General features: G+C 47.2%; 13 protein-coding genes. All 13 read right to left on the reverse strand.

Annotated elements, in window-relative coordinates; all coding sequences use genetic code 11:
• Positions 1 to 94 precede the first annotated feature (94 nt).
• A complete protein-coding gene (locus tag JOE45_RS10985; protein WP_210020157.1) occupies positions 95 to 1,234 on the reverse strand; it encodes an AI-2E family transporter in 1,140 nt (379 codons plus the stop codon).
• A 434-nt stretch (positions 1,235 to 1,668) separates the two neighbouring features.
• Positions 1,669 to 3,540 (reverse strand): HD-GYP domain-containing protein, encoded by a 1,872-nt coding sequence (locus tag JOE45_RS10990; RefSeq protein ID WP_210020156.1) that lies wholly within the window; start codon positions 3,538 to 3,540, stop codon positions 1,669 to 1,671.
• Positions 3,541 to 3,933 (reverse strand): DUF2304 domain-containing protein, encoded by a 393-nt coding sequence (locus JOE45_RS10995; RefSeq protein WP_210020155.1) that lies wholly within the window; start codon positions 3,931 to 3,933, stop codon positions 3,541 to 3,543.
• Entirely contained in the window at positions 3,926 to 4,663 is a 738-nt protein-coding gene (locus JOE45_RS11000; RefSeq protein ID WP_210020154.1) for a glycosyltransferase family 2 protein, read from the reverse strand. Before JOE45_RS11000 ends, JOE45_RS10995 begins: the two co-directional genes overlap by 8 nt.
• Entirely contained in the window at positions 4,629 to 6,059 is a 1,431-nt protein-coding gene (gene murJ / locus JOE45_RS11005) for a murein biosynthesis integral membrane protein MurJ (RefSeq protein ID WP_210020153.1), read from the reverse strand. The genes JOE45_RS11000 and murJ overlap by 35 nt, the downstream gene beginning before the upstream one ends.
• Before the next feature lie 19 nt (positions 6,060 to 6,078).
• A complete protein-coding gene (locus tag JOE45_RS11010) occupies positions 6,079 to 6,930 on the reverse strand; it encodes a DUF3473 domain-containing protein (RefSeq protein ID WP_210020152.1) in 852 nt (283 codons plus the stop codon).
• Positions 6,931 to 6,945: 15 nt separating this feature from the next.
• Entirely contained in the window at positions 6,946 to 8,112 is a 1,167-nt protein-coding gene (locus JOE45_RS11015; RefSeq protein WP_210020151.1) for a carboxylate--amine ligase, read from the reverse strand.
• A 22-nt stretch (positions 8,113 to 8,134) separates the two neighbouring features.
• The gene (locus JOE45_RS11020; protein ID WP_210020150.1) at positions 8,135 to 10,192 is read right to left on the reverse strand and encodes a hypothetical protein; all 2,058 of its coding nucleotides are present in this window, start codon (positions 10,190 to 10,192) and stop codon (positions 8,135 to 8,137) included.
• Between the two features lies 1 nt (position 10,193).
• A complete protein-coding gene (locus JOE45_RS11025; RefSeq protein WP_210020149.1) occupies positions 10,194 to 12,224 on the reverse strand; it encodes a hypothetical protein in 2,031 nt (676 codons plus the stop codon).
• Positions 12,225 to 12,242: 18 nt separating this feature from the next.
• Complete coding sequence (locus JOE45_RS11030; protein WP_210020148.1) at positions 12,243 to 13,862, reverse strand: hypothetical protein; 1,620 nt, start codon at positions 13,860 to 13,862, stop codon at positions 12,243 to 12,245.
• Entirely contained in the window at positions 13,855 to 14,835 is a 981-nt protein-coding gene (locus JOE45_RS11035; protein WP_210020147.1) for a hypothetical protein, read from the reverse strand. Before JOE45_RS11035 ends, JOE45_RS11030 begins: the two co-directional genes overlap by 8 nt.
• 19 nt (positions 14,836 to 14,854) lie before the next feature.
• Positions 14,855 to 15,181, reverse strand: a complete 327-nt coding sequence (locus JOE45_RS11040; protein WP_210020146.1) for a hypothetical protein — start codon at positions 15,179 to 15,181, stop codon at positions 14,855 to 14,857.
• Between the two features lie 31 nt (positions 15,182 to 15,212).
• Positions 15,213 to 16,976, reverse strand: coding sequence for a GT4 family glycosyltransferase PelF (pelF, locus tag JOE45_RS11045; protein ID WP_210020145.1), 1,764 nt, complete (start codon positions 16,974 to 16,976; stop codon positions 15,213 to 15,215).
• Positions 16,977 to 17,006: the final 30 nt, after the last annotated feature.

The following is a 17,006-nucleotide window of genomic DNA, read 5'->3' on the forward strand; positions in this document are numbered from 1 at the left end:
GAAAACATCCCCCAAATCGGTGGACATTTTATGAACGAAGGGCATGACAAATAAGGCATCCCCTTCAAGGGATGCCTCTACTCTACACACTGTCTTAATCTATGGGTTTATATAATCCAGAGCGTTCCTTAGCCCATTCGAACAAATGAGATACGATCACTTTTAATACGGCATAACCGGGAACGGCCATGATCACGCCGAACACCCCAAATAAGTTGCCCGCCGTTAAAATAACAAAAATAATCGTGATCGGATGTATCTGGAGCGATTTGCCCATAATTTGCGGCGAGATGAATTTGCCTTCAATTAGCTGCACAATGGTCCAAATGACGATCATCTTCAGCAGCATGACCGGCGATGTTACGATGGCAACAATCAACGCCGGGGTGATGGCAATTGCAGGACCCAAATATGGAACAACACTCGTGCACGCCGCAACAATCGCCAGTACAAGAGAATACTCCAAGCCGATAATACGATAGCCCACATATAATAAAAAGCCGATACAACAGCTGACAATGATCTGTCCCCGAATATAGGAGCTGATCTGATTATTCATTTCAATCATAACCCGATGTATCTGTTCGCGAAGCGCCGTCGGAATGAATTCCAAAATAAAATGCGGCAGCTTTTTGCCGTCCTTAAGCAAATAAAACAAGATAAACGGCACCGTAATCACGGCCAGAATGGTTTCCGTTACAGCCCCCAAAAAAGTTCCAATACTTGCTCCCGCCCGATTCACTATGGCGGATACTCTCTGGGAAAGATCATTCGTCCAATCGGTGGAGCTCGTGCCTAGCGTTTGCTGAATCTGATTGAGAAACGGACTTCCCATAAGCTGCCCGAATCGTATTTCGATCTCTCGGCTGTATTTTGGAATGTTATGGATTAAGCTCAGCACCTGATCACGGATTAACGGTACAACCGCCACCACGATAAGGGTAATTGCACAAGCTATGACCAAGTACAGAATGAGGATAGAGTACACTCTTCTAAACTTCCTTCTCTCCATCCAATCCACAACCGGATTGAGCAGATAGAAAGCAATCCCTGTTAAGAGAAGCGGGAGCAGCACCGTTTTGACCAGTACAACAAAAGGCGTGAACACATAAGGGATCTTGTCTAAAACCAGGATGTTTAAACCGATCAAAAGCATAACGAATAAAAACAAGACGAATTTATTATTTAGAAAGAACCGTCTAAACGTATTCGTCCTATTACGAGGTTCCCCCATGCGGTGTACTCCTCCTTTCATATCAGCTGTAGTTACATATGACATTTACTTTCTAAATAGAATAACTTTTATTGAACGAAAGAACAAGCCGACGAATCAACAAAAATGGGAAAGCAAAATGAACGCTCGGATATGATACAAAGAAGTCTGCCGGGCAAGAGTTGTGCACCAGCAGGCTTCTTTGTATTTTACGGAAGCAGTTTCTTCTCGCCGCTTCCATCGGTAAACTTACATTTAAAGTCCCATGATTCTTATAATTATTAAGGTAATTTAATTTAAAAAATTAACCTGTGTATAACTTATTTTGTGGATATGTTATTAATTTTAAATAAACCTATACATAGACTCCATAAATAACATGTTAGTTTTGTGGATAACCTTGTGGATAATTTCATATTAGCGCAAGCTGTAGAGGCCAAAAGCCGCGACCCCCACTACGGGTCTCGGCCTAATCGGGATAAGGTTTCGGTATAAACATAGCATGTGCTGCACGATTTGCCATGGGCAACGCAGTTATTTGACTCGAGCTCCCAGCAATTTTGCTTCACGTTATGGTATGCGGGACAAGTCGTGCATATGTCGCTTGGGGTGCAGCTCATTTCCCAGCACGGCCCGAGTGAGCGAGTGGTCGTAGAAACGCCGTTTTGTTTTTTGCGGAACCATCCAATAAGGGCTTTTACAACCGCTTCATCCAATTGGGAGCCAGAAGCGGCCTTCAGCTTCTCAATGGCCTGCTCGAACGTATAGGGCTCCCTGTATTTTCTTCCACCAATAATGGCTAGAAAGCTTTGCACCACATGGAGTATTTTCGCCCCGGTCGGAATCTCCTCCGCTTTGAGACCATTCGGGTAACCCTTCCCGTCCACACACTCATGATGATGCCGGATCATCGAAGCGCCCCCTTCCAGAGACGTGGCTTGCTGCACAAAGGCAGCCCCGATTTCCGCGTGCCATTTCATCCGTTCGTATTCATGCAGTGTAAATTTACCTTCCTTTTGCAGCAAATCGTCAGGAAGACCCAGTACTCCGATATTGCTCAGATACGCGGCGAGACTCACTTCCTGAACCGCTTCCTTATCCAACCCCATTTCCCTCGCAACGATAGCGGAATAACGGCTCATCATGTCCGAATTTCCGATCGTATAAGTCTTCAGGTGGTCCACCATACGGGCCAATCGCTTTAATAAGTCAATAACATCCGTTTGGCTTATCCTTCCTTCCAAAGCCTGCATCCCCAATATAGCGCAAGCATTTCGGACTAGCCTTTCAAGAGCTTGAAGCTGAGCGGCCCCTGCTTTGGCATCGCTCGAATAGGGTCCTGACTCATAGTAACAAATCAGCAAAGCGGCCCGATCTCCGAAGGGTGTTGGAAACAAGGTCAAGGGGCTTACTCCCATCTCTTGAATGTAACCGGGAAGTTCACCATACAGCTTATCCCCCTTCTCAAGCACCACAAAACGGTCAGAAGTTGTAATATCAAATAATTCCGAGGCTTTTCGGTCGTTCAACAAGCGAATCATCACGCTTTGCTTCAGACCAATCGATGCAGGAACCTCCAAGTGCCCCTCCCTTTTCACCAGAAAAAAAGCTCCTGAAGCTTCAAAATATTTGACGGCTAATCTTAATATAAGGTCAGCCAAATCCTCCGGATGACTTGTCAGCTGCCAAAGGTAACTCACGGATTTCTCTAATGTAACAATCGCTTCTGCTTCTCTCCCAGTCTGCTCGCGCTTTGAGACGGCGGGTTCATCTAATTCAGGCAGCAGATGGGTCAAATACTTCAATTGCTGCATAGTTACTCGGCGTATTTTGCGAATCGGCCCTGCAAGGATTACACCCTTGCCATCTTTTAAGGGAACGGACAATAGCGGAACGTCCTCGTACTTGATCACTTCCGTCTTAACCGTAAATGCTGTGGAAGCCAGGCTGAGAGGGGGATGCCACTCCTTCCCTTTCCTATAAGGTATAAGGCCAGTGTATGCTGGCTGAATATGATTGGAGATATCCTCTTGACCACGTACAGTCTTCAGCACGAACCTCCGTTCCTGATCATCATATAAGTAGAAGGCATAGCTGTTTGCCTTAACCAGGCGCCCAATTAACTCCAAGACATGATTGAAAACGAACGCACCATTACCATTCTGCTCCTTCTGACGTTCTTCAATCAGCCACGCGGCCAGTTCCGAGCGCAGCTTCATATCGGCCAGCTTGCTTCTGAGAATGAGCCATGCCACAGCGGAACCGGACAACAGGAGAACGGACAACAGCCCCATAACAACGGTTAATGCTGACACGCTTTCCGCCATCTATCCTCGATTCTCCTTTCCTGAATCGTGTCCCGCTACATGCTCCTCCACACGATGCTGTGACTCCGAATACGTGTGAAGCGCCATAAATTGCCCCAGCTCCTTTAGCTTATCGTTCAAATTCGATACTTGAATCGACATGTACAATACGATCAGAAGCAGGACGAGAGTGGAAAACAGGAACAACAGGGAAGGCGCATATTGAATGCCCAGCAGCCCCGCGATCCAATCCAGCACTTCGTGGTTGCCGGATAATACGAAAATCACAAGCGATCCGCTCAGCCACACCATCGAAATTTTTTCGCTGATTTTATGCTTCATCAAAAGAATGACAACCGTTCCGAAAAAAAGGAAGCCGCACAATAACAAAAAATAGTGCAGGATGTTATGCATTGTTTTTCACCCTAAATACGACCTTGTATTGAATGAACACGATCAGGATATTGAGCATCATACTGGGCATGTAAAACACAGGCTTCAACCCGCCGTGCAGAGCGCTTTTGCCATAGGCTCTGTCCCTCATATTGGTTTGAATTTCGGATATGGTGTAATTGCGAAAGAGCATTTGAATGAGAAAGGCCGCATCTGGATATTCCGCCGGGAACCGGTTGCGAATAGCATAGTAAGCATACGCGGAATATCGTACGGCGCGAAGACCGGAGGTCGTGTCCGTTATATGCGTTCCTGTGAGTAAACAAATCACAAATCTAAAAAATAAAGTCACTAGTCTTTTCAAATGGCCCACATTCATTTCGATATCGCTTTCCGTCAAAAAACGGGAGCCGATGACGATATCGGAATCGCGCTCTTCAATCGCCCTCATCATCACTTTTAACGTGCTGGGATCATGCTGTCCGTCCGCATCAAACTGAATGATAAACGGATAGCTCCGCAGGCTTGCAAATTTATACCCTGTTTGTAAGCTGGAACCATATCCGAGATTGGTCGGATGCGAGATGACGGATACACCGCATCGTCTGGCTATCCATTCCGTAGAGTCCGTCGATCCATCGTTTACCACCAGGATATCTGCGTCAAGCTGCTCACTTTGAATTCCTTCAATGACCCCCCTAATGCTGTCTTCCTCGTTATATGCGGGAATGATGACCAAGCACTTGTTCATATGTTACTGCCCCTTTCTCCTTCGCCTGAGATCTTAAAGTCAGAAACAAACAAATCATAAGCATCAAAGCGTTGATCCCCCATCCGCATGCCGCTCCATAGCCGAGCCCCGGGGAACCATATATTCGGATGAAATAAAAGTCTAGTACGATATTAAATGCTGCTGAAACGATAAAGATCGCAAGCGGAACGTACATCTTGCCTAAAGCGAGGTAAAATCGCAGAATGATGGTCGAAATCCCTTGTCCGATGATCGATAAGGAAAAGCCGGCAAGCATATCGGACGTGGTTCTCAGAGATGTATAATCGAACGAGCCTCTCAGAAACAACAGGGAAATCAATGGATCTCTAGCTGTGTAAAATAAAATAGCCGTAGGTACGGTGACGGCCAGAATCCAAAGCAATGAGGTTACCATTTGCTTCCTGATTTTTGTCCACTCCCTAAGCGAAATCCACTTGGACATGGAAGGGAGCACAACTGCGCTAACGGCTGCTACGAACACCCACATGGGAAATTGAGATACACGGTAGGCATAGTTTAAACCGGAAATCGTCCCCGTCCCCTGCTGCGAAGCGAGATAGCGTTCAACAAAGGAAACGGAATACATGCTGATCAGAATAAACAGGTAAGGAACAAAGACCTTGGAAATTCCCGACGCATCCAATCGATCATAGCCTCTCTTCTCCATTTCCACTTGTACGGCCTCGGATTCCATTGTTTTTCTATGCCTCCACCATACGTACCAAGTGAGAAGCAGCATCAGCAGACCTCCCAGCACGATGGAAAAAGCATAGACGTATACGCCGTAGCTTTGCGGAATCCGGACTCCGTAAGCCCACGCAATGATCACGAGAAGCACTATGTTAAACAATACCGGACCTATAGCCGGTATATTAAAGCGTCCCCGCACCTGAAGCATCGAAGCAAATACCGCGGATAATGGGAAGAAGACGACAATTGGCAGCAGGATGAGCAGAAGGTTCCAGCTCATCATCTGCTCTGCAGGGGTAAGGTCCGGTCTGATCCATTCGGTCATACCTTGTCCTAAGAAAACAAACCCAGCGGCAAGAAGCACGGTGGAGAAGGCTACGACTCCCGTAGTATTTCTCAAGGTGCGTCTCAGCCGTTCCTTCTTTCCCAACGCCGCAAGCTTGGCAAACTGAGGTACGCAGGCCGCTCCCAAGGCTGCGGCCAGAAGTCCGTTTGCCATTGTATCGGTAATAAAATAGGCCAGTCCCAGCGCATCAGCCGCAGCCGTTGTGCCGAAATACATGGCGTATACCATATCCTTCAGGAAGGCGACAGCCGCCAGCATCAAATTAATGACAATCAAGGAACCGACATTTTCATGAAAGTATCTTTTCCAGGATTTCATGATAGCTAACGTAGCAAACACCCCTTTTTGTTCCGGATGTTTAGGACAAGGATAATGCCGGATAGCTGCCTTGCTTGATCACTTCACCGAGTGAGCCGAACTCAAACTCATTCAAAAGCCTGTTCAGCTTGCAATGTGTACTGTCCATATTAAAGTAGTGAATAAACCTTTTATAGGAAGGCGCCGCATTCAGACGCGGGTGCTGCCGGTCAAGCTCCCATGGATGAATATAGATCATCCCCGGTCTCGTTTTGTTTAAATGGCTTAAAGCCCACGAAATCATCGCGTACGGTGCGGCTCTCAAATAAAACCCGCCGGAGAACGGTATGCGCATTTTACATATATTAAGTACGGTCGGGGGAAATTCCAGAATGTCCAGCCTTTTGCCCTCCACAATGGGGTAGAACGGTACGAGAGGCGCCCCCGCAATACCAGACAAAGGTGTACGGAACGGCTGAATGCTCGAGTCGCAAACAAACCCCTCCTCGCTTAAAATCTCCAACACGCGAAATCGATTAGGCGAGATAGACCATGACGGCGCCCGATACAGCGTCACCGGCTTATTTAGAATTCGTTCCAGGGTATGCTTGGAGAACAGCAGATCCTGCCGGAATTCTTCTAGTGTCTGCTGGCTGACCAGCCGATGCCATCCTCCATGAGATCCGACCTCATGCCCTTGTCTGGCAATATCCAGTACCAAATCGGGATATTTCTGCGCCACGCAGCCGAGTATGAAGAATGTGGCATGCACACGGTTCTTGTCCAGCACATCCAATAATCGCTGCGTATTCACCACGACCCGGTCTCTGAAGTTACCCCAGTTCTCGATCGGAATATTAAAACCATTCGTCTGATACCAGTCTTCCACATCAATGGTCAACACGTTTCTCATTCCCTTTACCGCTCCTCAACGCATAAACATCGTTCTCCACATTCTTAGATCAAAAGCATACCGTAAGCATGCCGCCACAAAGCCGATCACAGGACCCGGATCGTGAAGCGACAAAATATCGTCCCGTCCTCCTTCCGCCGGACCGGAAAAAAAGTTGGGTAACAAACGAAGCGGTTCTCTGTTCGTCAGTAGATGCAGTACATCTCCGGGAAGCAGGGAACGGCATTTGATGCCCTCGGTATATTCGAACCTATCGGGGGCATCCCCGTTAACAGCCGCTTGGTAGAGCAGCCAGGGAAAATCAATTCCCGAGAGGACCGCCAGATGTAACGAATTCCAAAAGCGAGGATTGATCTCCATAAACTTGGGCCGGCCATCGCGCGGGTCGATCATGAATTCCAACTCAGCGATACCCGACCAGCCGATGCTTTGCAGCAGCATGGAGCAGGCTTTCACCAGCTCCGGACAGCGGATGCTCTCCTGCGCTGTGCTAGGTCCCCTCTCCACCGGATAATGACGCAGCTCCTTCTGAACGAAAGCGGACCGAAGCTCACTGCGGTGGTTAAATAACAGACATACATCGATGCGCTCCCCTGCCGGGATATATTCCTGCACCAAAGGAAAGGGGTACTGTTCATGGATGAGCCTGTATTGATGCTTCAGCTCACTCTTTCCTCCAACAAGCCGTATTCCCCTCGAGCCCGAGCTCCGTCTTGGTTTGATGATAACCGGATACGCCAATTCTCCGGCTAGTTCATCCAGCTCCCCTAAGCTCTGAGGCATATAAGTTGCCGGGCATGCCAGGCCTGCTGAAGCCGCCAACTGAACACTGGCGTATTTATCCTCGGCATGCTCGTAGCTTTCGGAAGGCGGGAGAACCATGGCGCATAGCGATTCCAGCTCCTTCCTATGTTTTACGGCAAGGCTCATGGTCGTGTCATCCATCGGAATCAACACATCTACGGAATAGCTTCGCAGCGTTTGCACAAGCCAATTCATAAACTTTTCCGGTTGTTGGACCGGATCAGGATAAATCACGGTCCGGGCGCTGTACCTCGAGAATGCGGCAGGCGTACACCTCGTTGTATCCGCTACGATGACCTTGACCCCCTTCATTCCGAGGGACCTTGAAGCCGATAACGTTTTACGCATTAATGCGTCGGTTAATAGTACGGTTGGCATGAGGAAGCACCCATCCCTAAAATTATTTCAACAGATTATACGGGTTGTTTCCGTCCTGTGTAATCAAATACACTCTCATATTCGGGGAATCCGAGAAAATCTGCATATGGCTGTTTGTCTTGCGATAAGCTTCCGCCCAATAATACGCTCTAGCCTGAATGGCAATCCGATTCTCCTTTATACGATAATAATCGTCGAGCCGGGCTCCAACATTGGCTGGGAAGGGTTGTTCCGCGTCCTCCTCCGTCACTTCCCGATTCGTATCTAACGGGATTTTCTCCACAAACAGAAATACATAGTTCGTCGGAAAGCTTCCCGCCTTTTCATCCTTTTCCGTAATTCCTTTGGCGAATTCCCACAAGTTCGTATGCCATCCGTAACCGAGCACCATGGGGTACTCCTCAATCGGAGAAATGATCGTCCATTCCTGATGAGGGAATTCATTACGGATTTTAATATAGGCTTGAACGGCCTCTTCATATTGGTACCGGTTTCCCAGCGGGAGAGCATAGCCCGCATTGGAGAAGAAGAACATGAGGATCAACACAGATGCGACCAGTTTAATCGCTTCGGACACAAACCTGTTTTGGATAAAGGCCACAATCTGACTAAGCGTCCGTGCGATCACGACAGCCGCGACGATTATAAAAAAAATTTCGAGCCGGTATTCCGGTATGAATACGGGAAGGCCCAAATGGTCTGCTTGATACATACCGAAGAATAACAACCCGAGCAGAAGATAAACACTGTTCATACGCCAATCGCTTGTGAGCAGAACGCTCCCCCGGTGAAGAAACCGCAACAGCATCCCTGCGACAACCAGAATTCCAAGCACCCCTATGCTCACCAAAAACACCAAAATGAAATGATTCGTGGAGTAGCCTTCCCATAATTTGCTCCAGGTTCTGAATTCATCTCCGCCGAGATTGACGCTGTCCCTGACAAAATCGATTGAAGTCTCATGGAACTCTAGCCCGGATAAGACCCCCAGCACTAATGGCATCACGCCGATTCCGCCGGCTAGCAGAAAAATAATGACGAGCTTGAGGAAGCTTCCCGAACGAATGACCTTATCCGCATGAAAAAGGAAAACAACGATGTAAGCAGCTCCTGTACATACAGCCACATAAGGATGGATGAATAAGGTCAAAACCATACATTCGGCTGCCAAAAATAGTGAGGCCGGTCGACCTTTACGAAAATATTCGATCAAAAAATGGATGCCCGGAAAAAAGAATAAAATACCGTATTCCATAGATAAGGCAGACATTTGCCTCCATAAGTACCCTCCGAACAACCAGGAGGAGGCTGCAATGATCGCCATCGTCACGAAAATCGCCATCATGTCGTTCGGATCATATTTTCTAAGTACATAATAGAGGGTGATCAGGATCAATACTCCGGCAAGTGGTCCGATGAACCGAACAATGTAATATGGATCCAGTAAATAAAACTTGTTTAGCGCCGCTATCACCGCTTCAAAGCCGTACGGGTATACACCATCAATATAAAGAATGTTGGCGCTAAGGGCTTTCACCCATTTCAAATGAACATACGGATCGGAAGCCCCGTAGTAGGCATGCTCGATGGAGTGTCCAAAACGGACATATCCGCAGAGAACCAGACTAAGAATGGTGCCCGCCCAGGCAATAGGACTTGATAAAAAAACCTGAAGTCCTTGCTTGAACCCGCTCCGCATATCTCCCTTTGTTTCCATCCATTTCGCTAACAGCTTGCGTTTAAGTTCATCGCGGTTATCTGTTAAATCAAGCAGTCTCACAAGCTGCTTCCTTCCAAGGGTCACCTCACCCGACTTGATTTTCCGCTTGGCTAGCAGCGTGAAGGCGATAGCTACCGCAACGTACAACGAGATCGTCTCGTAAAGCTTGGATAAGGCAAACAAATGAACGATAAGGATGATGAAAAAATGAGAATGAATCATACTGATGACCCATCTGTCGAGCTTTCCCTTATGATCCTCATCTAGGGGTACGACGAGCGATGGAATGATGTAAAAAAGCAAGAAGTAAGAAAACAAGAATTTAAGCAAGTACAATGCTGTTGTAGCGTGTTCAGCCACTTTACATTCCACCCTTCCCGTCGTCTCCCCAGAGGATTCGGTTCATCTGTTCTCTTATCATCTCCCGGTGCAGTCGGTACACCTCCAAATGATCATCTTCGTAATAAAGAGTCATATCTTGCTGGGTGGCTTGGTGTATGTTCAACCACATCTTCAGCTCAGCCATCTCCTTCTCCCGGCGATGATAGGTCTCTTCCAATAACGGATAAATACTGTTGGAACGGCTCACCTTAAACACTACTTTTTCCCTGAAAATGAAAACGTCATTAGGCAGATCGGGGTCCGACTTTGTTTCATTACGTTTCGTCAAATAGGATTTTTCCGGATCATACGTTTGAAGCAAGTCCCGAACATACATGTGAAAGCCGTTCCCCAAAATGATAGGGTACTGCTCTTCTTGGGCCACGATCATCCACGTGTTCGGACGATGCTTGCCGCTGATCTGCAAATATTTCTCCACGCTGCTGCCCCATTCCAGCTTATATGTAATAATAGGAGATGGCTTAAGCACGAGGAGAACAAAGGCAGGGAGCAGCAGACATGCCATCCAATCCAGCCCATTACGAAACCGGAACCACCGTGCAGGAAACCGGATCGTCATGTGCCAAGCGGCACCCAGCCCAAATGACGCGGCGAAAGCCCATAGCTCGTTTGAGCGTGAACCGATAATCTCGCTTCCCGTCCATAATCCCACAAATACGTACAAGACAAAGCTTGTCGCGCCGAACAAGAATGTGAATAGACCGAATCGGACTTCCCTTTTCGAGCCTCGATCAAAGATCGCATAGAGCAAAGCCCACGCCCCGACTAGCAATATCGATACGACACCCAAATAATCCAATAGGCGAAGCTCCGGTATAACGATATCCTGAACTTGCGAAACGAGATAACGCGCTGAGCTACTGTGAAACCCCCTTCCAATGAGAAGCCCAAGGCCTAGCGGCAACGAGGCAAGCAAGCCCGTTGCGATACAAATAACGAATACGTTACGGCAGCTCTTCCACTCTCCCCGGGGATCCGTCAGAAAGAATACAACCACCATAATGAAGACCGACATCATCGTATATGCGTAGGCAAAAGAGTGAACTAGCCCGGATATGGCGATACATATGCCGGCATTACGAAGAGACAGAGCGTCTTTTGAATTTAGATATTGGAAGGTAAAATACAGAGCCGGAAACAGGAATACGAAGGCAAACTCCTGCGAGTTCGTAGCCGCCTGACGCTCCCAACCGTTTTGGCTAAAATAATAGCCTGCCCATCCGTAGACTATGGCTGCGAGCAAGCCTGCCGCGTATCGCCCGGTCATCTTGGAAAGAGCGAAGTATAGCCCTAGAACCGTCAGTACCCCATTGAACGGCCCCGTATATTTCAAAATATACAGTGCGTCTATCGTCGTAAACTTCGAAAGCGTGGCCATAAAAATATGGAACCCTTGCGGGTAAATGCCGTCGTGAAACAAGTGGCGACCATTGATATATTTAAACCATGCCAGAGTAACGTACCCGTCGGAAAACGCGGGGGGACTGCTCGTCACTGCGTCGTAGAACCTCAAGTATGCCGCTACGGAAATAACCATCGCCAACAGGGACAATCGAATCAGCGAAGGCACCCGAAGATATTTGGTCACCTCTTGCTTCAAGTCTGCATATTTTCCTTTTATCCAAGCGGCTATGGCAGCCTTTACAGGTATCTGACCGTCAAGAAAATTATAGAATAACGTTTGAACATAGTACTTTACTTGCTCATCCTCGGTGGTTGCAGAACGTCTGCGCATATATTTCCCTATGGCCATCAGGCCGAGAATAAGAAGGATCGTAATCATTTCAAACAGCTTAACGAGAACGAGCAAATAACCGAGCAAGATGAGCAAAATCATCAATTTACAATAGTTGATGATGGCTTGCTCCATCCGGTCGCCTCGCTGTTGCTTGAAAATTAGCCGGGGGATCAGCACAGTCAGCAAACCATAAGTGAAAAAATATTGTGTCACATGGATGATTTGATTGTGCCAGGTCTGGTAAGAAGACACCCCGGTGATCTCCTTTCTTCATGACGCCGAATACAAATAGTAGTCTAATTTCTTCAAAACTTTGGTTATATTTAGAGTGGAGAGAACGGCGGTCACCACGGATCCCGCCAGCAGCCCGGACACGGCATAGTGATATCCGACCCACCGGCTTAGAAGAAATCCGATAATAAAGTTAACGATTAGCCCGGGAACGAGGGCGTTGATGATTTTATACGGCTGGGATAAAGCAAATAAAATCACCGCATTCATCAAAAAGACCGACAGTACGGTATAAGCGACAAGTGCCCAAACGAGCACAAATTGCGTAATCTCACTGGAAAGGAACGATTTGCCGTTTGCCAAATAGTATTGATGATCCAGGTAATAGGCGACGCCGTAGATGATAAACCCGCTGATTACGGCGTTTAAAACATGCAGCCCTTGTGTCCGGAAATACATCAGCAAGTAATTGTTGTTCATCTTGGAGGTTTGACTGCCCTTATACACCTTCTGTCCTGCTTCCAAGTCCTTCATTAACCAAGACACACTGACCTCGCAAAAGCCCATTGGCAGCACCAGCATAAGAAGCGCAAAATCTAGCCCAATCTCGTACTCGCCTCTGAACCAAATGACATAGGGCATGTAGACGTTATTGGTAGACCATGCCACGATCCGGTCTATAAAAAGAAAGGTGAAATATAGGAAACCGTAAAAAAAATAATGCATGGTCGTATAGACCGTAATAGAAAATCTAGGGAGATGGGAAATCCCCGTTTTCTTCGATTTACGCTCATCGAGTTCAAAGTAATATTTGATGAGGATTGCGCTCAAGAGGGAGATGATCAATATGGCCAGCAATTGGGCCCATATGATGTCCATGCCGAGTATTTTATAAAAAACATAAACGATAGCGATTCCCAAAATAATGAAGACCGTAAACGTAATCTCCCTGCGAAGAATGTACATCACCGTAACGGTTAGCCAAATGGAGCTCAACAGGATAAAGTAAGCGACGATGTAAAACAGCATCCGGTAGGGAAACAGGGTGAAAAAAATGTCCGTGATTAAGATAATGGCGGATAATGCCAGTGATACGATGAAACCGATTCGGATAAATAAATAGGTCGTTCTTCTCGCAAGATGATAGTGTCCTTGTATGATATAAAAAAAGCCGCGTCTAGCAATCGCTTGCGTAAAACCGCCAACCGTCATAAAACTCAGGATCGTCCCTATGGCAATGCTTGTGGCCAGCTCAACCGATAAGTTCTCGTTGGACCAAAGCGAAAATTTCAAGGTCAGCATGGACAATACAGATATGGCCATCGGCAGAGCAAAGATCACGCCTCGCAGAAAAGCACGAAGAAGTTCTAAGACGGTAGACAGCACTGCGGGTTTATCAACATTGGAAAATGGGCTATACACAATCTTGTCTTGTATGGCATTCCACAGCACCTCAGCCAATTCGAATACATTGTTCATGCCGAATTCTTTACTTGTTCGCTGATCGTTCCACCCCATGGATTCGAGCAAAGCGGCGACTTCATTCATGTCTTGGGGCTGCAAATGACGATTCAGAATATCCTTCATCAGTACGTTGAAGAGCTCTCTTTGCTCTTCCCGAACCAAGCCTTTGGCATGAACCTTCACGATTTCACTCATGCTCCTGATCCCCAAAGCCAGGTAAAATCATCTGTACGATAAGGTCAGCCATCTTGCCTTCCGCCTCCGCCTTCGTCACCACATCCGATGTAATGACACTATTCTTGCTGACGATAATCTGTCCATTGCGATCATAAATATCTTCACCCGCCTTATTACCGACGATATACTGATTTTTTATCAGCTCGATCTCCTCGGTCAAGGGGAAAACGGCGCTTCTATTCTCCTGCGATGCCTGCGGCTTCAAAGGTACAACCTTGCTTCCGCGACCTGAGATATCCGACGCTGCTGCAGTAAGCGGCTCGGCTATAACCGTCTGTGGAAGCATCCCAGGTTCAGATCGCTCCCAAGGGAAGCCCGAATCGATGAGATGTTCCTTGGGCTTTGGCGCGGCTTCATCTACTCCGTGCCCCCCCGTATGCGAACGGTCATTAAGTTCCCCTAAGTATTCGTCAATATTATCCCAAAAGCCGCTTAATGTTTCTGGTTGCTGCTTGGGTTCTTCAGCAGGAATCTCTAACTGGGGATGCGATTCTTGTGGAGGCCGCTCCTCCACGGGTGTGCTCATATCCGGAGGCATACCGTCATCGAACTGATGAAGAACAACCCGCTCAAGTTCATCCAACATGATTTTAAGCAGATTTTGAACCATTTGCAGCTCTTCATCTATTTTTCGGGCTCTTTCCTCCTGCTCCGCTTTTCTTGCTGCAAACTCGGCTCGGACACGTTCAAGCTCCGCTTCCTTCTGTTGATTCAGCAGTACGACAGCATCTTTCGTCTTCTTTAGAATCAGGTCTTTATAAACATGTGCGGATACCGACGGTTTGACTTGCTGCTTTTTTTCGTTCCATTCCTTTTCCAGCTGCATATTTTCTTTCTTCACGTTCTCGATTTGCTGTCTCAAGACAAAAAATTGGTTCCACAGAATTTTGACGTTATCCTCAGGGATCCCTGGTTCTGGACCTTCTGGCATAAAATTCCCTTCTCTCGTCTTAAGACTCCGACATTTTGCTACGTGCAGTTTGAATGGTCTCAAGCAGAAGCTGCTTAAACCGTTGTTTTTTTAAGTTTTTATCTACAATAATCCGTTCTTGCTGTTCCTCTTCCTGCCGCAGCTCCTCCGTAATACGGTAGACCTGTTTCGTGTTTTCGAGATGAGACATCATAATGAGAGACGAGATTTCTCCTTCAAAGACGGATGAAATTGCGTCATGCTCTCTAACGTCCGTAAGCTTTTTCTTCCATTCTTCATTCTCGGCTATCAGCTTCTTAAGCTCATCCTCTGATTCGGATATCAATTTCTTATACAACGCATCCACAATCGATTAGCCCCCCCAAGTCGCACAGCCGTTATGCCGTTTGCTTTCCACCGTTTAATCGTTTGTTTCCGGCCAACTGCATCAGCAACTTCATCCTCTCCAGCTCCATACTTGCACGTTCACGATCCCCGAGTCTTTCATAACATACCGCGATTTCCCCTATCAAAACGGGAGTAAATACAGCCGCTGGAAGCATGTTTACGGCCGAACGAAACTGGGCTGCCGCCTCCTGGTAATATCCTCGTGACATTAAGATATAAGCTTGCTCTGCGTGAAGCTTTTGAAGCTGTTCGGGAGATAAACCCCGAGCGGCAGGTACGTTTTCGTGCGCGTAGATAGACAATTTAATGTAGCTTTTCAAATAATTCTCCAGCACTTTATCCAGTGTCAGAAAATGAAGCGCCCGCTCCCGGGCCCGTTTGCCTAAAGAGTTCCTCAATTCAGGATCCTTTAGCAGCACTATGATTTTATCGGCCAGTGCCTCGCTGCGTCCAGGGGTTACGACAAAGCCCGTATCACCCAATGCCTCCCGAATGCCTCCTACGTCAGTTGCAACAACTGGCTTGGCGGTCATCATGCCTTCCACCACTGCGTAAGGGAATGCTTCCGTCATGCTGGACAGGGCAACCACGTCGCCGCTCTGATAAGCCGCCGCCATATTCTGAGTATGTCCCGCAAAAATAATCGTCTCATTCAAATCCAATTTATCCCGCAAGGCGAGGCATTCTTCATAGTATTCCTGCACCGCCACGCTTCCGTGAATCACAAATCGTACATCCGGGATCTGCTGTTTTACCGTAAAAGCAGCTTGAACCAACGTTAATATATCCTTGTTCGGGTCGATACGCGCAACCGTCACAACCGTCGGATGCTCATTTCTCCGAATGGGACCCTCCCGAAAAATCTGTTCGTCCACGCCGTTATAAATGACATTAATTTTACTCGGCTCCACCCCGAGCCTGGACTCCCATCGCGTGTTGTACTCGCATACGGGAGAAACCTGATCCGCAAAGGTGTAATTCAAACTGACAATGGAAGATACTAGCCGTATCAAAAACGTATTTAAAAAAGAGGACAGTCCTCTCTTGGATAATGACAAATATTGTTCCCGGAGATACACGCCATGCTCGGTTAAAAGCAGTGGAGTTTTATGCGCCATTTTGGCCAACACGGCAGGAATACCGCAGAAAGCTGCCGCCGAGGAATGGGATACATGCACTTTGGGAATGGGGTTGTTCAATATGTTGAAAAAACGGTAAATCCAGCCAAGGCTTTGAATCATGCCATAAATATCTGGTTCCGGCAAATGAGTACGGGTATCCTTGCACGCGGACAATATAATGTCCTTGTAGATGTCCCAGGTAATTTCAGCCTTGAAGCTTTCTTTGTATTCGTACTGACTGAAGTATTGATTCAATTCGTAGAGAATTTGACCGAAACGGGTTGGATTTTTTTCCGAGCTGATAATTTCTTTGATCAAATCGGAAAAGAGGGGGATAAACCGTTTTTTAACTACCTGGTGCACCGTTCTTTTTTTGGACAGATAGACTTGAGAGAATGGTATTTTTAGATGCTCACAGGGTTCCTCTGTTCCCCACAAGGGCATTTGGGTTATTTGCGTATTTTGGGGTTTTTCGAATTGAGGGGTAATGAACGGGTCAGCCACCACACTGAAGATGACGTAATCCACCATGCTCAGCTGTTTGACTAATATATCACACCAAGTGCTGACGCCGCCTTGGAAGTAGGGATAAGTTCCTTCCGTTAAAAGCATAACTGTGAGCTTATTTTTCATACCGAACACCGTCCCATGAAAACATTTTTC

The organism is Paenibacillus sp. PvR098, assembly GCF_017833255.1.
Lineage (GTDB): Bacteria > Bacillota > Bacilli > Paenibacillales > NBRC-103111 > Paenibacillus_G.